Origin of the sequence: Cellulomonas sp. PS-H5, from assembly GCF_019265565.1 — a bacterium.
Taxonomy (GTDB): domain Bacteria; phylum Actinomycetota; class Actinomycetes; order Actinomycetales; family Cellulomonadaceae; genus Cellulomonas.
In genome coordinates this window covers 13,785-34,273 of sequence record NZ_JAHVCI010000002.1, presented here as the reverse complement: position 1 = coordinate 34,273, position 20,489 = coordinate 13,785, and the positions used below count along the sequence as shown (strand labels likewise).

Sequence of the window (20,489 nt, the reverse complement as noted above, 5' to 3'; positions counted from 1 at the left end):
GAGAGCGGAACGTCGATGCTGCGGGGCGCCGGGGCGCGGCGTCCAGGGGTGGGGGCGGCTCAGGTCATGTCGTGGCCCCCTGGCGGGCGAGGGCGTCGGCGACGGCGGCGTCGACCGCGCGCTGGTGCCGCGCCTTCCGCCGGCGGCCGGCGAGGACGCGCAGGGCGACGAGCGCGACGACCAGCGCGAGCGCGCCGATCAGGGCCCACGGGACGGCCCACGCGGCGGCGGACGCCGTGACGCCGGGGACGGCGGGCGCTGCGTCGGCGGCCGCGGCGCCGGGCAGCGCGACCACCTCGCCGCCGAGGGCGATCGTGGCGGTGGTCCGCACCAGCGGCCACACGCCGTCGACCCGGACGCTGCGCTGCACGGACGCGCCGGGGATGAGCTCGGGGACGTCGACGGCGGCGGCACGGGCCCGGCCGAGGCCGAACAGCCCCGCGACCTGCACCTGCTCGGTCGGCGCGACGCGCGAGTTGCCGGTGTTCGTCACGGTGAACGTCACGGTCGCGGCGCCCGGGGCGACCGGGTTGCCGCCGGCGTCGTAGTCGACGCGCAGGCCCGAGACCGCCAGCGCCGGCGCCAGGTCGCCCTGCACCCGCAGGTGCACGCGGGAACCCAGCCGCCGGTCGACCGAGACGCCCGCGGCGTTCTCGACCAGCAGGCTGGACACGATGCCCGCGGCGTAGTCGCCGGGCTGGGCGTCCTCGGGGACGGTCAGGGTGAACGGGACCTCGGCGGCGGCGCCGGGCTCGAGGACGATCTCGGGCGTCTCGACCTGCACCCAGGCGCCGAGCGCGGTCGACTCCTCCCCCGCGCCCAGCACGTCGAGGGTGCCGTCGGCGGTGAGGAAGCCGTCGGCGGCGTACACGTCGAGGGCGAGCGGGGCGTCGCCCTTGTTCGTCACGACGAGGGCGTCGGCGAGGGTCCCGCCGGGCGGCAGGGAGTACGCGAAGTTCGGGCGGGCGGCGCCGTGCACGGTGTCGGCCGGGCGCACGCCCCAGGTGACCTGGGTGCTCGCGGCGGCGGGGTCCGCGGCGGCGGGGTCGGCGGCCGGGTCGGCCGGGGCCGGGTCCGCGGCGGCGGGCGCCACCAACGGGACCGTGCGCGCGGCCGGGGCTGCACCGACGGCGGGCAGCGCGCCGCCCAGCGCGAGGGCGACGGCGGCCGCCAGCGCGGCGAGGGCGGCGGGGACGCGGGTCGGGGTCACGGCGGGGCCTCCGGGTCGACGGTGACGACGGGTGCGGGGGTGGTGCGGGGCGGAGCGGCCGGCGCGGGCCGGCGGGTGGTCCGGCCGGGTGGTGCCGCCCCCGCCCGCCCGGGACGAGGACCGGGCGGGCGGGGACGGGGACTGCGGGTCGGCGTCAGCTGAGCGCGGTGAGCGTCAGCGTGGCCGTGTAGGTGCCCTGCGGGGCGTCGAGCGGGAGCTGCAGGTCGAGGTCGGCCCCGACCAGGGACGAGCCGCGGGCGTGCCCGGTCTCGGCCTCGGCGAGGGTGCGGGCCACGGACAGGCCGTCGCCCTCCTCGAACCCGGACGGCACCGCGGGCCCGGCCACAGCGTCGCCGCCGTTCTCGAGCACCTCGGGCGTCCAGCCCAGGTACTTCGACGACAGGGTCTCGCCCCCGGCGACGAAGTCGCTGACCTGCGCGGTGATGGACCACTCCGGGTCGCCCGCGCGGGTGTCCTGCACGCGCACCGGGACGATCTCGCCGGTGGCCCGGTACCGGTCCTCGAGCTCCTCGGCGACGCCGAGGTTGACGAGGCCGGAGGTGCCCTCGAGCGACCAGACGAGCTCGCCCGCCCGCTGCTCCGGCACGGTGACGGCCAGGGCCTGGTCGCCGGCGGCCACGGAGCCCGGCGCCTCGCCGGTGTGGTCGCCGTCGACGCCGCCCGCGGTGTTGCCCGGGCCGAACGCGGCGGCCGGGTCGTTGTCCGCGAGCCGGATGGTGCCGAGGACCGTGGTGCCGGCGACCCGCAGGTTCGCGGTGTTGCCGGTGAGCACCAGGTCGCCGCCCACGGTGTTGCCGAACGTGTCGGCCGCGCCGTCGGCGGTGGCGCCGACCAGGACGTCCCGGCTGGAGCCGGTGACCGACAGGGTGCCGCCGACGACGGCCCCGGCCACGTTCACGCCCCAGTCGGAGTCGGCGATCGCCACCTCGCCCTTCACGCCGGTCTGCAGCAGGTCGACGTAGGTCGCCGCCTGCGTGGTCAGACCGCCCCCGATGGACGAGCCGGTCACCTCGACGTCGAGACCGCCGGCCGCCACGCTGCCGCCGACCTCGAGGTCGTTGAGGTAGAGGAAACCGACGCGCGAGCCCGTCGTGTAGGCGCTGACGTCGCCGTCGACCCGGGTGCCGTCCAGCAGGACGCCGTACGCGTCGGTGGCGACGACGTCGCCGGTGACGGTCACCGACGTGGCGTCGAGCCAGGCGTCGGCGCCGACGGTGATGGAGCCCTCGACGGTGGCACCGGCGAGGACGCAGTCCGCGCCGGCCGGGACGACGAGGTCGCCGGTGATGGTCTGGTCCCCCAGGTCGGTGGTGCAGTCGGTCGAGGCCGCCTGCGCCACCGTGCTGCCGAGGGCCACGAGCCCGAACGCGCCCACCAGCGCGGCGGGCACCGAGTAGATCCGCTTCATGTCCGTGTCTCCTTCTCGCTCAGCCGCGCAGGCCGGCGATGGCGTCGTAGCTGCGGTCCGCGTTGCCGAGGGAGTTCAGCGGGTTCGGCGGCTCGGCGACCGTCGAGGCGTTGTCCTGCTCGTACAGCCCGAAGTGCTGGCCGCGCGTGCGGAGCTGGGACAGGAACTGCTGGTACGGCAGGTCGCCGGCGCCGAACTCGATGATGTCGTAGCCGTTGGCGCTGGCCTCGTTGGCCTTGCCGTCCTTGAGGTGCAGCAGCGGGTAGCGCCGCGGGTTGCGCAGGACGTAGTCGACCGGCTCGAACCCCGGGTACTTGTGCTGCCCGACGTACGCCCAGTAGATGTCCATCTCCAGGTAGACCAGGTCCGGGTCGGTGTTGTCGTAGAACACGTCGTAGAGCCGGACCGACGGGTCGACCGGGTCGAACCGGAACTCGCCGTCGTGGTTGTGCTGGTAGATCTTCATGCCCGCGGCCTTGACCTGCTCGCCCCAGCCGTTCCACTCCTCCGCGGCGGCGAGGTAGCCCTCCTTCGTCGCGGTGTTGGTGGGCGCGTTGCCGGTGCCGAGGTGCGGCATGCCGAGGGTGTGCGCGATGTCGATCTGGTTGGCCAGGTCGGTGCGCAGCAGCTGGGTGCTGACGTGCGAGCCGACGGCCTTGAGGCCGTTGTCGTCGAGCAGCTGGCGGATCTCCGCCGGGGTGATGGCGCCGACGTTGCCCTGCGTGTAGCCGGCGAACTCCACCTCCGCGTACCCGATCCGGCCGAGCTCCTCGAACACGGCCCGGAAGCCGAGCGAGCTGACCTTGTCGCGGATCGTGAACAGCTGGATGCCGATGCGGTTGGCCGGGACCAGGCGGGTCCGCCCGGTCGTCGGCGCAGCCGCGGGCGCGAGGCCGGCGGCCGAGGCCCCGGAGGCGCCGAGGGCGGTCCCGAGCCCCACGGCCACCGTGGAGGCGCCGAGCGCCTTCATCAGGGACCGCCGGCTCATCGGCCGGTTCGGGATCGAGGCGTGCTGGTGCGTGCTCATGTCTCTCCTTCGAGACGGCCGGGCCCCGGGCGGGGCTGCTCGCGCAACCCCGCCCGGGCACCGGCGCGCGGTCAGCTGCGGACGGTGAGGGTGGTGCTGGTGGTGGAGCCGGAGATGCCGGCCGTGCCGCCGTAGGCGACGTCGACCTTGTAGGTGCCCTCGGGCAGGCGCCCGAGGGAGACGACGCTCGCGCCGGAGGCGTCGAGGGTCCCGGTGAGCGTGGCGACGGTCTGGTTGTTGCGCTTGACCGTCACCGTGACGTCCCCGGCGGCGACGACGCCGCTGCCGGTGGTCACCTGGACGGTGGCCTTGGCGGCGACGGCGGGCTTGACCGGGTTCGGCGACACCGTCGCGGCCACCGTGGAGGTGGTGCGCGCCACCGTGAGGCGCACGGTGCCGGACGAGGGCTTGAAGACCTCGCCGCCGACGAAGGACGCGGTCACCGTGTGGGTGCCGACGCCCAGGGCCGGGTCGAGGGCGACGACGGCGGTGCCGTCCTCGCCGAGGGTGCCCCGCCCGACCTCGGTCTCGCCGACGGTCAGCACGACCTCGCCGGAGGCGACGCCCTCGGCCGCGGAGACCGCGACCGTGACCTCGCCGGGGGCGCCGAACGGCACCCGCCCCGCGGCCACGGCGGCCGTGGTGGTGGTGTCGACGGTGGGCTCCTCCGGGGCCTCGAGGTCGATCGTGAACTGCACGGACCCGGCCTCGGAGACCAGACCCTGGGTGTCGGTGGCCCGGTACCGCAGGTCGTACGTGCCGCTCTCGGAGAACGTCACGCCGTACTGCTGGTTCGCCGCGAGGTTCGTCCAGGTGGCCCCGCCGTCGCGCGAGTACTGCACGCTGGCCAGCGCCCCGTTGTCCGCGGCCTGCACGGCGAACCGCACCGGCTCGGTGAAGACGCCGCCGGCGCCGGTGGGCGCCGCCGGGGTCAGGGTGTGCGCCACGGTGGGGGCGGCGGTGTCCGCGACACCGGGGCCGACCATCGTGATCGCGTCCACGGCCAGGTCGTCGGCCGAGGTGACGACCAGGTCGCCGGTGCCCTCGGGGGCGTCGAAGGCGATCTCGACGTCCTTCCAGCCGGCGCCCGCCGGGATCGTGGCGGTGGCGAACGGCGCCGCGTCGGCGGCACCCCAGCGGAGCTGGACCTCGCCGCCGCCGTTGGCCCGGACGACCGCGCCGGTGATCCCGCTGAAGCTCACCGGGGTGAACGTCAGGGAGTCGCCGGTGCCGAGGCCGCGGACCGCGTTGCCGGCCGAGGCCGTCTCGTCCGCGTACACGGTGACGCCGGTGCGCGCGGCGTGCTCCGCCTGCTGCTCGCGCGGGTTGAGGCGCAGCGTGGCCTCGCCCGACGCGGCCGGCAGGCCGTTGGCGCCCGCGTCGCGGTACGTCACCACGACCGCGCCGTACAGCAGCGCGCCCGGGCCGTGCTCCGGCGAGTTCGGGTCGGTCTTGAACGCGCCCTGGCAGCCCGTGCCCGAGACCTCGGGGTGGGCGTGCTCGTCGTGGCCCAGGCCGTACGTCCAGGACACGCGGGTGCAGTCCGTGGCCGTGCCGTCCTCGGCGTCCTGGGTGGTGACCCGGAACGGCACCGCGTCGCCCCAGGTGAAGAAGCCGCCGTTCTCCGGGTAGGTGAGCGTGACCTCGGGCGCCTGGTTGCCGACCGAGATCGGGTGCGAGGTGAGCGTGAACTTGCCCTCGGGGTCCGTCACCTTGAGCCGCGCCGTGTAGGCCGCGATCTCGGTGTAGGTGTGCTCCGCATCGACGCCGGTGGCGTCGAAGGTGCCGTCACCGTCGAAGTCCCAGTCGTAGCGGAGCGCGCCGCCCTCGGGGTCGCTCGACGCGGACGCGTCGAACTGCACGGTGAGCGGCGCGGTGGACGAGGACGTCGGCGTGGCGGTGAACTCGGCGCGCGGCGCCTTGTTCCCCTCGGCGTAGGCGATCCGGTGCAGGCCCGCGTCGGGGTTGGCCCGGAAGAAGCCGTCGCCGTAGTCGAGGACGTACATCGACCCGTCCGGGCCGAACTCGATGTCCATCGGGTTGTCGATCGGCGGCCAGCCCTCGGCCGTGATCGCCGCGTTCGGCGTGACGTCCTCGATGTGGGTGACCTCGAAGGTGTCCCAGTCGACGGTGAACGCCGCGATGTAGTCCTGCGAGAACTCGCCGAAGAACGCCTTGCCCTCCCAGTAGGCGGGCCACGCGTCCGGGCCCGCGTCGGCCGGGCGGTGGTACACCGGGCCGCCCATCGGGCCCTGGCCGTTGCCCGTGCCGAAGTTCACCAGCTCGTCCCAGGGCTGGTCCCCCGGGTTGTCGCCGTAGTAGACCGTGGCCGGGCGAGCAGGGGGCAGGTTCGTCAGGCCGGTGTTCCAGCGCGAGTCGTTGACCAGGTTCTCCGGGTCGAAGAACGCGCCGGGCGTCGCCGTGGCGAAGTCCCAGTCGTTGTAGGCGAAGTTGTCGCCCGTGACGAAGGGCCAGCCGGCGTTGTGCGGGTCGTCGAGGCCGACGACGTTCCACTCGACGAGGCCCATCGGGCCGCGGCCCGCGGTCTCCGCGACCGCCTTGGTGGCGTCCGGGCCGTAGTCGCCCCAGGACAGCGAGTTCGTCTCGGGGTCGACGTCCAGCTTGAACGGGTTGCGGACGCCCATGACGAAGATCTCGGGCCGGGTGTCCTCGGTGCCCTCGGGGAACAGGTTGCCCTCGGGGATCGTGTACGACCCGTCCTCCTCGACGTGGATCCGCAGGATCTTGCCGCGCAGGTCGTTGGTGTTCCCCGCGCCGCGGCGCGAGTCGAAGCCGGGGTTCATGCCGGGGGCGTCGTTGTTGGGCACGAAGCCGTTGGCGCCCGGCGTGCCGGCCGGGGTGTTGTCGCCGGTGCCGAGGTACAGGTTGCCGTCGGCGTCCCAGTCGAAGTCGGCGCCCACGTGGCAGCACTGCCCGCGCTGGACCTCGACGTCGAGGATCTGCTGCTCCGAGGCCAGGTCCAGCCCCTCGCCGGTCCACTGGAACCGGGACAGCCGGTTCACGCCGACCCACTGGTCCCAGTAGGACTCGTCGGCGCCGGCCGGCAGCGTGTTCGGCGCCGAGCCGGCGGGGGTGTTCCCGGGCGGGGCGTACACGAGGTACACCCAGTTGTTCTCCTCGAAGTCCGGGTCGATGCCGATGGACTGGAGGCCGTCCTCCGAGTTCGCGTACACGGGGATCGTGTTGGTGATCCGGGTGACGCCGGTGGCCGGGTCGGTCAGGCGGACGTCGCCGTTGCGGGCCGTGTGCAGCACGCGGCCGTCGGGCAGCACCGCGAGGTCGATCGGCTCGCCGACGTCCTTGGTGAGGGTGGTCTTCTCGTAGTTGTCCCAGTCGAGCGCGGCGTCGCCGCCGGGCTCGGCCCCGTGGTCCACGCCGTCGTGGGCCACCACGGGTCCGGCGCCCAGCGCCAGCCCCGTCACGGTGAGCACCCCGGCCAGGGTGAAACCCACCAGTTTCCTGCCGCGCTGCGAGCGCGGCTGCGTACGATCCATGAGTGATGCAGCTCCTTACGGGATCTCGTCACAGAGGTCGGGCTCCTGAGTCGTCCCCACGGTTCGCCGAGCCCGGCCTCCTCAACCGACCGGCGGCTCTGCCGGTCGTGGCGCGGTCCCACCTCCTCCCCCTCGAGCGGTGAGCTGATCGTCGTCTGACGGGTGGTGCTGGTGCGGGCGGGGTGCCCGCGGGGCGGGTCGCCCCCGGGCGGTCAGCCCAGGGCGACCCACCGGCTGCCGTCGGCCGCGCTGCGCTCGACGGCGTCGAGCACGCGCTGCACGGCGAGTCCCTCGGCGAACGACGGCGACGGGTCCTGCCCCGCCGCGATCGCGCCGACCAGGTCGACGACCTGGTGGGTGAAGGCGTGCTCGTAGCCGAGACCGTGCCCCGCCGGCCACCAGTGGCCGACGTACGCGTGCTGCGGCTCGGTGACCACGATCCGCCGGAACCCCGCCACGGCGGCGTCCTCGGTCGCGTCGTGGAAGTGCAGGACGTTCATGTCCTCGAAGTCGAACGACAGCGAGCCGCGCTCGCCGTTGACCTCGAGGCGGATGGCGTTCTTACGGCCGGTGGCGAACCGGGTCGCCTCGAACACGCCCAGGCCGCCGCCGGAGAGCCGGGCGAGGAACACCGCGGCGTCGTCGACGGTGACGGGGCCGCGCGCGGCGTCCGGGCCGGCCGCGGAGCCGTGCAGGCCCGCGAACTCGGCCGCCACGGGGCGCTCGTGCACGAAGGTCTCCATCAGCCCCGACACCCCGGTCAGGCGCTCGCCGGTGATGAACTGCGCCAGGTCGACGGCGTGCGAGCCGATGTCGCCGAGCGCTCCGGAGCCGGCCTGCTGCTTGTCGAGCCGCCAGGACAGCGGCGCCTCGGGGTCGGCGAGCCAGTCCTGGAGGTACTGCACGCGCACGTGCCGCACCGCGCCGATCCGGCCGTCCGCGACCAGCTGCCGCGCGAGCTGCACCGCCGGCACCCGGCGGTACGTGTAGCCGACCATCGAGCGGACGCCGCGGGCGGCGGCGGCCTCGGCCGCGGCGACCATGGCCTCGGCCTCCTCGATCGTGTTGGCCAGCGGCTTCTCGCACAGCACGTGCTTGCCCGCCTCGAGCGCGGCGACCGCGATCTCCGCGTGCGTGCGGCCCGGCGTGCAGATGTCGACCAGTTCGACGTCGTCCCGCGCCACGAGCTCCTGCCACGACCCGGCCGTGTCCTGCCAGCCGAGCCGGTCCGCCGCGGCCTTCACCGCGGTGGCGTCCCGGCCGCCCAGCACCCGCATGGCCGGGGTGCGGGGCAGGTCGAAGAACCGCGGGGCGGTGCGCCACGCCTGCGAGTGCGCGGCGCCCATGAACGCGTACCCCACCATGCCGACGCCGAGCGGCGCGGCCGTCGTCCCGTCCATCACGAGACCTCCTTGCCTGGGCGCGGGGGGCGCCGGGCGGCGCCCCCCGCGGTCCGGATCAGGACTCGAAGGCCGAGTCGATGTACTGGTCGACGTTGTCCGCCGTGACGACGGGCGCGAACAGCTGGACGGTGCGCGGCACGCCCGAGGACGCCAGGTCGCTGAGCGACTTCTCGTGCGCGACGAGCCGGGCGAGCTTGATGCCGTCCGCCGCCTGGGTCGACGGGTAGATGACCGTGGCCTCGACCACGGAGGCGTCGTCCTGGATCTCGCGCATCATGTTCGCCGAGCCGGCGCCGCCGACGAGGAAGAACTCGTCGCGGCCGGCGTTCTCGATCGCGGCCAGGACGCCGACGCCCTGGTCGTCGTCGTGGTTCCAGATCGCGTCGATCTGCGGCGCGGCCTGCAGCAGGTTCGCGGCCGCCTGCTCGCCGCCCTGGACGGTGAAGTCCGCGGCGACGCGGTTGTCGACGTCCAGGCCGCAGTCGTCCAGCGCGTCGGCGAAGCCCTGGCTGCGGTCCTGGGTGAGCGGCAGCGAGTCGATGCCGGCGATCTCGGCCACCACGGCGTCCGGGTTGTCGCCGAGCCGCTCGCAGATGTACGTGCCGGCCGACACGCCCATGCCGTAGTTGTCGCCGAGCACGGTGGCCCGGGACGCGAACGGGCTGGAGAACTCGCGGTCGACGTTGATGACCGGGATGCCGGCCTCCATCGCCTTCGTCGCGACGTCGGTGAGGGCGCCGCCGTCGAACGGCAGCAGGACGATGGCGTCGACGCCGTCGTTGATGAAGCCCTCGATCTGGCTGATCTGCACGTTGACGTCGTTCGTGCCCTCGGCGACCCGGAGCTCGACGTCCTCGTAGTTCTCGGCCTCCCTCTGGGCGGCCGTGGTGATGGCGCCCATCCAGCCGTGGTCGGCGGCGGGGGCCGAGAAGCCGATGACGACCGTCTCGCCGGCCTCGTCGTTGTCGGACACGGCGACCGGGGCGGCCTCCGCGCCGGTGTCCTCCTCCTCCGCGGGGGCGTTGGAGGTGCAGGCGGCGAGGAACGCGACGGACAGCACGGCGACCGGCGCGAGGACGCGGCCGCGGCGGCGCGTGGTGCGGGTGGTGGACATGGGATCTCCTTCGACGATGTCCGGGGTCGTGCGGGCAGGGTGGGGCGTGCGAGCGGGTCGGACCCGGTCGCGGTGGGGGTCGTGCGCTGGTGCGTCGGTGGCGCGGGACGGGGCGCCGCGGGGGCGCCCCCGGCTAGGTCCGTGCGGTCCGCGGGGTGCGCGAGGTGAAGCGCTGCTGCAGGAGGACGGCGACGACGATGATCGCGCCCTTGATCACCTGCTGGACCGAGGAGTCGAGGTTGTTCTGGATGAAGATGTTCGTCAGCGTCTGGAAGATCAGGACGCCGAGCACGGTGCCGACGATCGTCCCCCGGCCGCCGGCGAGCAGGGTCCCGCCGACGACGACCGCGGCGATCGCGTCCAGCTCGTAGAGCAGGCCGTTCGTGGACGAGCCCGCGCCGGTGCGGGCGAGCATCATGACCGCGGCGATGCCGGCGGCCAGGCCGGCGAGGCCGTACAGGTACATCGTGTGCCGCTTGACCGCGATGCCGGCCAGGCGGGCCGCCTCGGGGTTGCCGCCCACCGCGACGGTACGGCGGCCGAACGTGGTGCGGTTGAGCAGGAACCAGCCCGCGACGGCGACGATCGCGAAGATCCACACGATCTTGGGCACCCCGAGCAGGTTGCCCCGGAAGGTGTCCTCGAACGACTGCACCGAGACCAGCTGCGTCCGGCGCTGGGCGATCAGCTCGGCGAGGCCGCGGGCGGCGACCAGCATGGCGAGCGTCGCGATGAACGCGACCACCCGGCCGTAGGCGATCAGCACGCCGTTGACCAGGCCGGCGCCGAGGCCGACCGCGAGGGCGCAGCCCACCATGACGATCCAGCCGTACTGGTCGGCCATCGACTGGGTGGCCACCGTGGTCGCCCACACCGAGGCGAGGCCGAGCACCGACCCGACGGACAGGTCGATGCCGCCCGCGGTGATCACGAAGGTCATCCCGATGGCCAGCACGCCGACGATGGCGGCGGAGCTGAGGATGACCAGGACGTTGTCGATGCTCGCGAACCGGCTGCCGGCGGTGATGTACCCGACGACGCAGATCAGCGCGAGCGCGATGACCAGGCCGAGGATCCGGGCCGAACCGGCGCCGGCGGGGCCGCGCCGGGAGCGGCCGTGCTCCCGGGCGACGCCCTCGACGCGGGCGGACTCGTCCGCGGCGGGCGGCGCGGGGGTCGCACCGGCGGAGCCGGGCGCGGAGGTCGGGCCCGAGGGGGCGCCCGGCGTGCCCGGGGGCGGGGCGGAGAGCTGGTGCTCGCTCACGCGGCACTTCCTTCCATGACGAGGTCGAGCACGGCGTGCTCGTCGATGGCGGTGGCGGGGCCCTCGTGGACGACCCGGCCTTCGGACACGACCAGCACCCGGTCCGACAGACCGAGCACCTCGGGGATCTCGCTCGAGACGACGACGACGGCGGCGCCCTCGTCGGCGAGACGGCGGACGAGCGCGTAGATCTCGGCGCGCGCGCCGACGTCGACGCCGCGGGTCGGCTCGTCGAGCAGCAGCACCCGGCAGCCGTGCACCAGCCACCGGGCGAGCATCGCCTTCTGCTGGTTGCCGCCCGACAGGGTGCGGATGGCACGGTCGACGCCGGCGGGGCGCAGGTCGAGGGCCTCGGCCTGCTCCTCGGCGATCCGGCGCTCGGTGCGCTCGTCCAGGAGGCCGCCCTTGGCGAACCGCCCGAACGTCGACAGCGTGATGTTGCGGTACACCGGCTCGTCCAGCAGCAGGCCCTGGGCCTTGCGCTCCTCGGGGGCGAGGCCGATCCCGGCGCGCACGGCGGCCGTGACGTCGCCGGCGCGCAGCCGCCGGCCCGCGACCTCGACGGTGCCGGCGCTCGCCCGGCGGGCGCCGTAGATCGTCTCCAGGATCTCGGACCGCCCCGAGCCGACCAGCCCGGCGAGGCCGACGATCTCCCCCGCGCGCACCCGGAGGTCCACGCCGGTGAAGGCCCCGCGCAGCGCCAGGCCCTGGACGTCCAGCACGACCGGCGCGTCCGGCGCCAGGTCCTGGCTCGGCGGGAACGCGTACTCGACGTTGCGGCCGGTCATCAGGCGGATCAGCTCGCGCGTCGGGGTGTCCCGGGCGGGCAGGTCGCGGGCGACCGTGCGGCCGTCCTTGAGCACCGTGATCCGATCGCCGATCGCGCGGATCTCCTCCATGCGGTGCGAGATGTAGACGATCGCGACGCCCGCGGCCGTGAGCTGGTGCACGACGCGGAACAGGTTCTCGACCTCGTCCGAGTCGAGCACCGCGGACGGCTCGTCCATGACGATCACGCGGGCGTCGTGCGAGAGCGCGCGCGCCATCGAGACGATCTGCTGCGCGGCGGCCGGCAGCGAGCCGACCTCGCGGTGCGGGGAGATCTCCGGATGCCCGAGCCGGGCCAGGATCTCCTTGGTCCGCCGGCGGGCCTCGCGGCGGCGGGAGACGCCGGCGGTCGCGAGCTCGTGGCCGAGGAACACGTTCTCGGCGACGGTGAGGCCGCCGACGACGTCGAGCTCCTGGTACATCGTGGCGACGCCGAGCTTCAGCGCGGCGACCGGGTTGGCGATCGTGACCACCTCGCCGTCGACCAGCACCTCGCCCTCGGTGGGCTGGTGGGCGCCGGCGAGCACCTTGATGAGGGTCGACTTGCCGGCCCCGTTCTGCCCGAGCAGGCAGTGCACCTCTCCCGGCAGGACGTCGAGGTCGACGCCGTCCAGGGCGCGCGCTCCGGGGAACTGCTTGACGATGCCCCGCATCTGGAGGAGCGGGGGCCGGTTCGGTGGGTCCACGGTGACCATGTGAGGAACCTATGAGGGACTTTCGTCCCGGGTCAAGCAAAAGTTGATCCGGGTTTGTCCGAGTTACCCGATCGTGACGAACACAAGTAGGGGGACTTTCTGGTTCACTAGGCGCCATGCAGGACGTCGTGAAGCTCCCACCGCGGCACTCAGGGGCCGGAGACCTCTTCCAGCTCCTCCGCGACGGGCGGCCGCGCACCCGCGCCGACCTGGCGGCGGCGACCGGTCAGGGACGCTCCACGATCAGCGCTCGCGTCGAGGCCCTCATGTCCGCCGGGCTCATCGCGCCCGCCGGCGAGGCCTCCTCCACCGGCGGCCGCCCGCCCGCGACCTTCGCCTTCGAGCCCAGCGCGCGCGTCGTGCTCGCCGTCGACCTCGGCGCCACGCACGTCCGGCTCGCCATCACCGACCTCGCCTCGAACGTCCTCGTCGAGGGCGAGGCGCCGCTCGCCATCGCCGACGGGCCGGACGTCGTGCTCCCCTGGGTCGCCGAGCACGGGCGCAAGCTCGTCGCCGAGGCCGGGCGCCAGCTCGACGACCTCGTGTCCGTCGGCGTGGGCCTGCCCGGGCCCGTCGAGCACGCCACCGGCCGGCCGATCAACCCGCCGATCATGCCGTCCTGGGACGACGCCGACGTCCGCGGCCTCCTCTCGGCCGAGCTCGGCGGCGCCGACGTCCTGGTCGACAACGACGTGAACCTCATGGCGCTGGGCGAGCACCGCTCCGCCTGGCCCGACGTCGACGACATGCTGTTCGTCAAGGTCGCCACGGGTATCGGCTCCGGGATCATCTCCGACGGCGAGCTCCGGCGCGGGGCCCAGGGCGCCGCGGGCGACATCGGCCACATCGCCGTGCCGGGCGCCGAGGACGTCCCGTGCCGGTGCGGCAACCTCGGCTGCCTCGAGGCCGTGGCGTCCGGCCGGGCGCTCGCCGAGCAGCTCAGCCGGGACGGGGCCGACGCCCGCGGGGGTGCCGACGTCGTCGCGCTCGTGCGGTCCGGCGACCTCGCCGCGGGGCGCGCCGTCCGGCAGGCCGGGCGCGAGATCGGCGGCGTGCTCGCCGCCTGCGTGAGCCTGCTCAACCCGTCGCTGGTCGTGATCGGCGGGGTGGTCGCCGAGGCCGGCGAGCACCTGATCGCCGGCATCCGCGAGGTCGTGTACCAGCGGTCGCTGCCCCTGGCGACGCAGCACCTGCGGATCGTCACGTCGCAGGCGCGGTCGGAGGTCGGGATCCTCGGGGCGTCGGCGATGGCGGTCGACCACGTGCTGTCGCCGGTGGCGATCGACGCGCTGCTGGAGGCGCGGATCGCCTGAGGCCGGCGGGGCTCGCAGGGCCGGCGGGGCTCGCAGGGCCGGTGCCGCTCGGCGGGCGGGCGCCGAGTCCGCCACAGGAGGGCGCGCGTGCGCCGTCCCCAGAACCGGGGGTCTGTGCCGTCGTCCGGGGTCGACGTCGCCCTAGCGTCCCGGCATGCCTCCCGACCTCCACGACGTCCCGCCGCCCACGTCGCTCCACGGTGCCGCCCACGACCCCGCCGTCCCGACGCGTCCGCCCGCGCGGCGGGCTACCGGGCGGGTGCGTCGTGCCTGAGACCTGGGCGCAGGCCGTCGTCGTCCTCACGCTGGTCGTCCCGGGGTTCGTGTACCGCGCGTCCTGGCAGTCGGTGGCCGGGCCGGACCCGGCGCGGCCGGACTTCGGGACGCGCGTGCTGCACGCGATGGTGGCGACCGGGATGTTCGCCGGGGCGTACGCGGCGGTGCTGGGGCCGGTCGGCGCCGGCTACGCCCGCTCGCCCGACCGGGCGCTCGACGACGTGCGCGGGCTCGCCCTCGCGTTCGTCGTGCTGGCCATAGCCGTCCCGTGGGCCAGCGCACGAGTCGGCTTCTCCGTGGTGACCAGCACGCGCTACCGCCGCGCGGCGGCACGGACCCTCGGGATCCTCCGGATCCGCAGCCCGCACCAGGCCGCTCCACGTCCCTGGGACCACGCGTTCGGCCGCGTGGGCGACGGGTGGGTCCGCGTGCAGCTCGCGGACGGCCGGTGGCTGGGCGGCTGGTACGGCGCGCGGTCGTTCGCCAGCTCTCACCCGGATCCGCGCGAGCTCTACGTCGAGGAGGCGTGGGTCCTCGACGAGAACGGCGCCTTCACCGGCCGGCTGCACGCGCCCGGTGGCACGGTGATCTCGTGCGCCGACGCGATCGCCGTCGACTTCCTCCCCAGCACCCGGGATGATCGTCCTGGGGCCCGGCACGACCGCGAGGACGAGAGATGATGCGCAGGCGCAAGGAACGGCGCCCCGATCCCCCGATGCGCTGGGTGCGACCCGAGGGTGGCTTCTACCGGGGTACGGGACCTCGGGTGGGTCTTCCCCCGACCACCCCCGCCACCGCCGAGGGCTTTCGTCGGCAGGAGCGAGAGGCGGCCGAGGCGCAGAGCGCCGAGGCGGAGCGCGCCGCACGAACCGGACCCACCGGGCACTGACCGGCTGGGGCGGGTGCTGTCACGGCCTCAGGACGACGTCGCACCGGAGGTCACGCGTTCGAGCACCGCGTCGCACGCCGCCACCAGCCGCTCCCTGAGCACCTGCGAGGCCGCGGCGAACCCGCGCTGCCGCCGGACGTACTCGGCCTTGCCCTCGGCCGTCTCGATCGCGATCGGCGCCAGGCCGTAGGACGACACGTCGTACGGCGACGCCTGCATGTCGACGGTGCGGATCTCCCGCGCGAGTGCGAACGCGTCGAGCAGCAGGTCCCCGGGGACCGCGGGGCCGAGCTTCAGCGCCCACTTGTAGAGGTCCATGTTCGCGTGCAGGCAGCCCGGCTGCTCCATCGCCACCTGGGTCTCGCGGGTCGGCTGCAGGGTGTTCCGCGGGACGGCGTCCGGCGTGAAGAACCGGAAGGCGTCGATGTGGGTGCACCGGATGCGGTGCCGCTCGACGACCTCGTCGGTGCCGGCGCCGCCGAGCCGCAGCGGCAGCGGGTGCCGGTGGTCGCCGTCGCCCTCCCGGTAGACCATCGCCCACTCGTGCAGCCCGAAGCAGCCGGTGGCGGCGGGGCGGGAGGCCGTGGCGGACAGCAGCGCGCGGGCGTACCGGACTGTGTCGCCGCGGTCGGCGAGGAACGCCGCGGCGTCGAGACCGACGGTGCCGTCCGCCTCCGCGCGGTACCACCGCCAGCCGGCGTGCGGCGCGTCGGCGGCGTCCCCCAGGACGGTGCCGACGCCCGGGTGCCAGCGACGGAGCTGGGCGGGCTTGGCCGGGTAGTACTCGAAGAGGAAGTCCTCGATCGCGTGCCGCTCGCCGCCGCGGGCCCGACGGTCGCGGTGGCCGGCGGTGAGGTCGTCCGCGCGGGCGGCGTGCGCCTCGGCGCGGGCGCGCCAGGTGGACGCGTCGAGCAGCACGTGGCCGGGCACCGTCCCGTCGACGCCCGGCTCGTCGGCGGGCGTGGCCGCGCGGGGGGCGGCACCGGCGGTGACGGTCATGGCGTCCAGGGTAGGCGGCGGCGGGCGCGCAGCCGCCGCTCGGCCCGGCCCGCCGACCGCGCCGGCACGGACAGCACGCCCAGGCACACGACGACCAGTCCCACCCCGGCCCAGCCGGCGAGCGGCAGCCGCTCCCCGACGACCAGCACCGCGAGCACGGCCGCGACCGCCGGCTCGAGGAGGGTCAGGGTGGTCGCCGTGCTGACCGGCACGCGCGCGAGCCCCCACCCGAACAGCACGTACCCGGTGAACATCGGGACCAGCGCCATGTACGCGCCCACCGCCGCGTTCCCCCACGACGCGACGAGCGCCCCGCCCGTGACCGCGAGCACCGGGAGGAGCAGCACGCCGCCGACGCCGAACACGGCGCCCATCGCCGCGCGCGACGGCACGCCGCCCTGCATCAGCCGGTGCGCGACCCAGGAGTACAGGGCGTAGGTGGCGCCCGCGAGGAGCCCGAGCAGCACCCCGCCGAGCGCGCCGGCGGGCGACGCGGCACCCGGGACGTCCGCCCCGTGCCCGCCGCCGAGCGCCTGCGCCGCGCACAGCAGCACCATGCCGAGCAGCCCGACCGCCGCGCCGGCGAGCCAGCGCCGCGACAGCCGCCGCCGGTCGACCAGGCGCTCGACGAGCGCGGCTGCGAGCGGCGCCGACCCCAGCGAGACGACGGTCCCGACGGCGACACCCGCGAGCCGCATCGACGTGTAGAACGCGAGCGGGTAGACGGCCACGGCTGCGGCCCCGAGCAGCACCAGCCCGGCCCGGGCTCGCAGGGCGGCGGCGTGCGCGGCGATCACCCGGCCGGCGACGGCCGCCTGCAGCAGCCCGCCGATGCCCATCGCCGCGGCGCCGATCGCGAGGGGACCGACCTCCGGGGCGAACGTCGCGGCCGTGCCGGTGGTGCCCCACAAGACGGAGGCCGCGAGCACGGAGAAGGTCCCGACCCCGGCGCCCCGCACCGTCGCGTCCAGCCGGCCGGACGCGCCGCGCCCGGTGGCGTCGGGCTCCGCGGACCCGTGGTCCACGGCGTCGGCGAGCGGCGCGGTGCGCCCGGCGGTCACACCGCGTCCAGCAGGTCGGCGGCCAGCGCGCGGGCGCGGCGCAGGCGGGCGTCGTCCCCCTCGAGCCCCGCGCGCGCCATGGACCCCTCCAGCAGGAACGCCAGGTGCTCGGCGAGCGCGGCGGCCCGGGACGGGTCACCCGGCAGGTCCGCGAGGTGGCCGGCCACGATCGCCTCGACCTCCTCCTTGTGGCCGCGGACGACAGCGCGCCCCGGGTCCCCGGCGGGCAGCTCGGCGGCGGCGTTGAGCAGGCCGCAGCCGCGGAACCCGTGGGCGTAGCCGGCGTTCGCGTGGTCGGCGTACGCGTCGAACACGGCGAGCACCCGGGCCCGGGGGTCGTCGCCGGCCGCGGCGAGCCGCGCGGCGTACAGCCCGAGCCACTCCTCGTGCCGGGCGACGAGGTACGCCGCGACGAGGTCGGCCTTGGACGCGAAGTTGTTGTAGAGGCTCATCTTGGCGACGCCGGCGTCGGCGGTGACGGTGTCGATGCCGGTCGCGGCGATGCCGTCGGCGTAGAACCGCGCCGCGGCGGCCGCCAGCAGCCGGTCGCGCGCCGGTCGCCGTCGCCCGGCCGCGCCGCCGGACCGCGCGCCACCAGGCCCGGCACCGCCGGGCGCTGCACCGCCGCGCCTCGCACCCCCGGGTTTCGGGTCCCGTGCCTCCGCCATGCCCGCTCCCGCCGCCTCGACCCGCCCGACTAGGTAGACCGGTCTACCCACCGAGCGGCAGCATCACACGGCGTCGGCGTAGCTGTCCACCACCGAGACGTCGAGCGCGAACTCGACCGGCGTCGCGCCGAACAGCAGCCGACCCGCCTCGACCGCCGACTCCCGCACGGCGTCGGCGACCCGGTCGGCGACGTCGGCGGGCGCGTGCACCACGATCTCGTCGTGCAGGAAGAACGCCAGGTGCGGCCGATCCGGCAGGTCCAGCAGCCGGCGGCGCAGGACGGCCATCCAGCACAGCGCCCACTCGGCCGCGGTGCCCTGGACGACGAAGTTCCGGGTGAACCGCCCCCAGTCGCGGGACCGGCGGCGGGCGTCGCGGGCGTCCTCCGGCGCGGCGCCCTCGGCGGACGCGGCCTGCCGCGCGGCGAGCCACGCCGCGCTCGGGGCGGGCGAGGACCGGCCGAGCCAGGTCGTCACCTGCTCGCCGCGCTCCCCCGCCCGCGCGGCCTCCTCGACGAGCGCGACGGCCCGCGGGTAGGCGCGCCCGAGCTGCGGCATGAGGACGGCGCTGGCGCCGGTGGTGGCCCCGTAGATGGCGCCGAGCATGGCGTACTTGGCCTGCTGCCGGTCGGCCACGATGCCGGCCGCGACGACGGCGGCGTACAGGTCGGCCTGCCGCCCTGCCGCGGCCATCGCGCCGTCGCCGGACATGGCGGCCAGCACGCGCGGCTCCAGCTGCGCGGCGTCGGCGACGACCAGCCGCCGCCCCGGGTCGGCCCGCACGGCGTCGCGGATGACCCCGGGGAGCTGCAGCGCGCCGCCGCCGCTGCTCGCCCACCGCCCGGTGACGACGCCGCCCGGGACGTAGTCGGGCCGGAACCGGCCCTCGTGCACCCAGCGGTCCATCCAGGCCCAGCCGTTCGCGGACAGCAGGCGGGCGAGCTTCTTGTACTCGAGCAGCGGCTCGCGCACGGGGTGGTCGAGCGCGCGGATCTCGGACGTCCGGGTCGAGGTGACCTCGAGGCCGGCGGCACGCAGGGCGCGCAGGAGCTCGGGCTGGGAGTCCGGGTTGAGGCCGGGCCGGTCCAGCGCCGCAGCCACCCGCTCGGCCAGCGCCGCCAGCCGCTCGGGACGGGCGCCCTCGCGCGGGCGCGGCCCGAGCAGCCCGGTCAGCAGCGCGTCGTGCAGGTCGGGCCGGAACGGCAGCCCGTCGTGCCGCATCTCGGCGGCGATGAGGGCGCCGGTCGACTCCGCGGCGAGCAGCAGCCGGAGCCGGCCGTCGTCGCCCGCCTCGGTCAGGGCCCCGAGCTGGCGCGCGAGCTCGGCGGCGACGTCGGGCGCGGCGTCGGGCACCGCGGCAGGGAGGTCGTCGAACAGGCTCGGCGCGTCTGCCTCGTGCGGTCCGGTCCCGCCCGCCGCTGCGGCGCGGTCCCACGGCCCCTCCGGCTCGCGCGCGAGGGCGGTCCCGGCGCACCGGGTCGACCCGCGCAGGATGGTCCGGCACAGCCGCAGGTCGTGCGCGCGCTCCACGCGGACGCCCGCGGCCAGCAGGTCGGGGTACCAGTGCTCGGTGTCGTCCCAGACCCACCGCGGGTGGTCGGCGGCCTCCCGCTCGGCGACCGCGCGCGCCAGGTCGTCCCCGGCGATCGGCACCGGCGGGCCGACGGCGCCGGCCTCCGCGGCGGCGGCGTCCCGGGCCTCGCGCAGCACGACGCCGCCCGGTCGGTCCGGGTCGACGGCGACGAGGACGAGCGGCACGCGTCCCATTCTCCCCGCCCGGTCCGACATCGGGCGCCGCGGGGTCCTACGCTGGCCCGATGACCGAGCAGGCAGACGCACCGGCGGGGCTCCCGGAGCGCGAGACCATCCTCCTGGCGGCCTTCGAGGGCTGGAACGACGCCGGGTCGGCGGCCAGCCAGGCGCTGGAGCACCTGCACGAGGCCTGGGGCGCGGAGCAGGTCGACGAGCTGGACCCCGAGGAGTACCACGACTTCCAGGTGAACCGCCCCGTGGTCGGCGCGGGCGACGACGGGCGCCGCGAGATCACCTGGCCGACCACGGCGGTGGCCGTCGCCACGACCCCGAACGCGCGCCGCCAGGTGGTGCTGGTGCACGGCATCGAGCCGTCGATGCGCTGGCGCCGGTACTGCGGCGAGCTGCTGGACATCGCGGCCACGCTGCGGGTGACGACCGTCGTCACGCTGGGCGCGCTGCTGGCCGACGTGCCGCACACCCGGCCGATCCCGGTGACCGCGACCAGCGAGGACGAGGCGGTCCGCGCGGCCCTCGACGTGGAGCCGAACTCCTACGAGGGCCCGACGGGCATCGTCGGCGTCCTCCAGCACGAGGCGGCCGCGCGCGGGCTGCGCACGGTGTCGCTGTGGGCCGCGGTGCCGCACTACGTGGCGCACCCGCCGTCGCCCAAGGCCACGCTGGCGCTGCTGCACCGCATCGAGGCCCTGACCGGCGAGCCGATCCCCCTGGGCGACCTGCCCGAGGACGCCGCGGCGTGGCAGGACGGCGTCGACGAGCTCGCGAGCGAGGACTCCGAGATCGCCGAGTACGTGCACCAGCTCGAGGAGGCGAAGGACACCGCGGAGCTCCCCGAGGCGTCCGGCGAGGCCATCGCGCAGGAGTTCGAGCGGTACCTGCGTCGGCGGGACAAGGGCACGGGCGGCTGACGGGGCCGTCCGCCGGGACGGTCGACCGGGGTGCGCGCCCAGGCGGCTGTGCGCCGCCTGTGCAGGTCCGGCGCGCATCCGCGGGCGGTGCGGTGGACCACCCGCGCGCGGACGGGC

The 20,489-nt window shown here is 75.5% G+C and carries 15 protein-coding genes; 3 read left to right on the top strand and 12 right to left on the bottom strand.

Annotated elements, in window-relative coordinates; translation table 11 throughout:
* Nucleotides 1-64: 64 nt before the first annotated feature.
* The 8 genes from J5O08_RS01375 to J5O08_RS01340 all read right to left on the bottom strand — a co-directional run bounded on the left by J5O08_RS01375 (nt 65) and on the right by J5O08_RS01340 (nt 12,485).
* Nucleotides 65-1,210 carry a DUF916 domain-containing protein gene (locus J5O08_RS01375; RefSeq protein WP_218705247.1) on the bottom strand — a complete coding sequence of 382 codons (1,146 nt, stop codon included), beginning with the start codon at nt 1,208-1,210 and terminating at the stop codon, nt 65-67.
* Between the two features lie 154 nt (nt 1,211-1,364).
* A complete protein-coding gene (locus tag J5O08_RS01370) occupies nt 1,365-2,639 on the bottom strand; it encodes a hypothetical protein (RefSeq protein WP_218705057.1) in 1,275 nt (424 codons plus the stop codon).
* Nucleotides 2,640-2,658: 19 nt separating this feature from the next.
* Nucleotides 2,659-3,666, bottom strand: coding sequence for a sugar phosphate isomerase/epimerase (locus tag J5O08_RS01365; protein WP_246855081.1), 1,008 nt, complete (start codon nt 3,664-3,666; stop codon nt 2,659-2,661).
* A 71-nt stretch (nt 3,667-3,737) separates the two neighbouring features.
* Complete coding sequence (locus tag J5O08_RS01360; RefSeq protein WP_308281228.1) at nt 3,738-7,139, bottom strand: PQQ-dependent sugar dehydrogenase; 3,402 nt, start codon at nt 7,137-7,139, stop codon at nt 3,738-3,740.
* Nucleotides 7,140-7,393: 254 nt separating this feature from the next.
* Nucleotides 7,394-8,581 carry a Gfo/Idh/MocA family protein gene (locus J5O08_RS01355; protein WP_255589088.1) on the bottom strand — a complete coding sequence of 396 codons (1,188 nt, stop codon included), beginning with the start codon at nt 8,579-8,581 and terminating at the stop codon, nt 7,394-7,396.
* 58 nt (nt 8,582-8,639) lie between these two features.
* A complete protein-coding gene (locus J5O08_RS01350; protein WP_218705055.1) occupies nt 8,640-9,698 on the bottom strand; it encodes a substrate-binding domain-containing protein in 1,059 nt (352 codons plus the stop codon).
* A 133-nt stretch (nt 9,699-9,831) separates the two neighbouring features.
* On the bottom strand, nt 9,832-10,962 hold the full coding sequence (locus J5O08_RS01345) for an ABC transporter permease (protein ID WP_308281227.1): 1,131 nt from the start codon (nt 10,960-10,962) through the stop codon (nt 9,832-9,834).
* The gene (locus J5O08_RS01340; protein WP_218705054.1) at nt 10,959-12,485 is read right to left on the bottom strand and encodes a sugar ABC transporter ATP-binding protein; all 1,527 of its coding nucleotides are present in this window, start codon (nt 12,483-12,485) and stop codon (nt 10,959-10,961) included. Before J5O08_RS01340 ends, J5O08_RS01345 begins: the two co-directional genes overlap by 4 nt.
* 116 nt (nt 12,486-12,601) lie before the next feature.
* Here J5O08_RS01340 and J5O08_RS01335 point away from each other — a divergent pair, with 116 nt between their 5' ends.
* Nucleotides 12,602-13,798: an ROK family transcriptional regulator gene (locus tag J5O08_RS01335; protein WP_218705053.1), complete on the top strand. Its 1,197-nt coding sequence runs from the start codon at nt 12,602-12,604 to the stop codon at nt 13,796-13,798.
* Nucleotides 13,799-14,064: 266 nt separating this feature from the next.
* Complete coding sequence (locus tag J5O08_RS01330; protein ID WP_218705052.1) at nt 14,065-14,754, top strand: DUF6338 family protein; 690 nt, start codon at nt 14,065-14,067, stop codon at nt 14,752-14,754.
* Nucleotides 14,755-14,990: 236 nt separating this feature from the next.
* Here J5O08_RS01330 and J5O08_RS01325 read toward each other — a convergent pair whose 3' ends face one another.
* The 4 genes from J5O08_RS01325 to J5O08_RS01310 all read right to left on the bottom strand — a co-directional run bounded on the left by J5O08_RS01325 (nt 14,991) and on the right by J5O08_RS01310 (nt 19,458).
* Nucleotides 14,991-15,962, bottom strand: coding sequence for a 3-methyladenine DNA glycosylase (locus J5O08_RS01325; protein WP_255589087.1), 972 nt, complete (start codon nt 15,960-15,962; stop codon nt 14,991-14,993).
* Nucleotides 15,959-17,023, bottom strand: a complete 1,065-nt coding sequence (locus tag J5O08_RS01320) for a DMT family transporter (protein WP_374225904.1) — start codon at nt 17,021-17,023, stop codon at nt 15,959-15,961. The genes J5O08_RS01325 and J5O08_RS01320 overlap by 4 nt, the downstream gene beginning before the upstream one ends.
* The gene (locus J5O08_RS01315; RefSeq protein WP_218705051.1) at nt 17,020-17,691 is read right to left on the bottom strand and encodes a TetR/AcrR family transcriptional regulator; all 672 of its coding nucleotides are present in this window, start codon (nt 17,689-17,691) and stop codon (nt 17,020-17,022) included. The genes J5O08_RS01320 and J5O08_RS01315 overlap by 4 nt, the downstream gene beginning before the upstream one ends.
* A gap of 63 nt (nt 17,692-17,754) precedes the next feature.
* The gene (locus J5O08_RS01310) at nt 17,755-19,458 is read right to left on the bottom strand and encodes a bifunctional 3'-5' exonuclease/DNA polymerase (protein WP_218705050.1); all 1,704 of its coding nucleotides are present in this window, start codon (nt 19,456-19,458) and stop codon (nt 17,755-17,757) included.
* Nucleotides 19,459-19,508: 50 nt separating this feature from the next.
* Between J5O08_RS01310 and J5O08_RS01305 the strand changes: the two genes are divergently transcribed.
* Nucleotides 19,509-20,372 (top strand): PAC2 family protein, encoded by an 864-nt coding sequence (locus J5O08_RS01305; protein ID WP_147796577.1) that lies wholly within the window; start codon nt 19,509-19,511, stop codon nt 20,370-20,372.
* The last annotated feature ends 117 nt before the right edge of the window (nt 20,373-20,489 follow it).

Bases quoted from the DNA above. Each gene is read 5' to 3' on its own strand.
- J5O08_RS01350 (WP_218705055.1), bottom strand. From the start codon at position 9,698: ATGTCCACCACCCGCACCACGCGCCGCCGCGGCCGCGTCCTCGCGCCG.
- J5O08_RS01305 (WP_147796577.1), top strand. From the start codon at position 19,509: ATGACCGAGCAGGCAGACGCACCGGCGGGGCTCCCGGAGCGCGAGACC.
- J5O08_RS01365 (WP_246855081.1), bottom strand. From the start codon at position 3,666: ATGAGCACGCACCAGCACGCCTCGATCCCGAACCGGCCGATGAGCCGG.
- J5O08_RS01325 (WP_255589087.1), bottom strand. From the start codon at position 15,962: ATGACCGTCACCGCCGGTGCCGCCCCCCGCGCGGCCACGCCCGCCGAC.
- J5O08_RS01370 (WP_218705057.1), bottom strand. From the start codon at position 2,639: ATGAAGCGGATCTACTCGGTGCCCGCCGCGCTGGTGGGCGCGTTCGGG.
- J5O08_RS01310 (WP_218705050.1), bottom strand. From the start codon at position 19,458: ATGGGACGCGTGCCGCTCGTCCTCGTCGCCGTCGACCCGGACCGACCG.
- J5O08_RS01335 (WP_218705053.1), top strand. From the start codon at position 12,602: ATGCAGGACGTCGTGAAGCTCCCACCGCGGCACTCAGGGGCCGGAGAC.
- J5O08_RS01315 (WP_218705051.1), bottom strand. From the start codon at position 17,691: ATGGCGGAGGCACGGGACCCGAAACCCGGGGGTGCGAGGCGCGGCGGT.
- J5O08_RS01355 (WP_255589088.1), bottom strand. From the start codon at position 8,581: ATGGACGGGACGACGGCCGCGCCGCTCGGCGTCGGCATGGTGGGGTAC.
- J5O08_RS01340 (WP_218705054.1), bottom strand. From the start codon at position 12,485: ATGGTCACCGTGGACCCACCGAACCGGCCCCCGCTCCTCCAGATGCGG.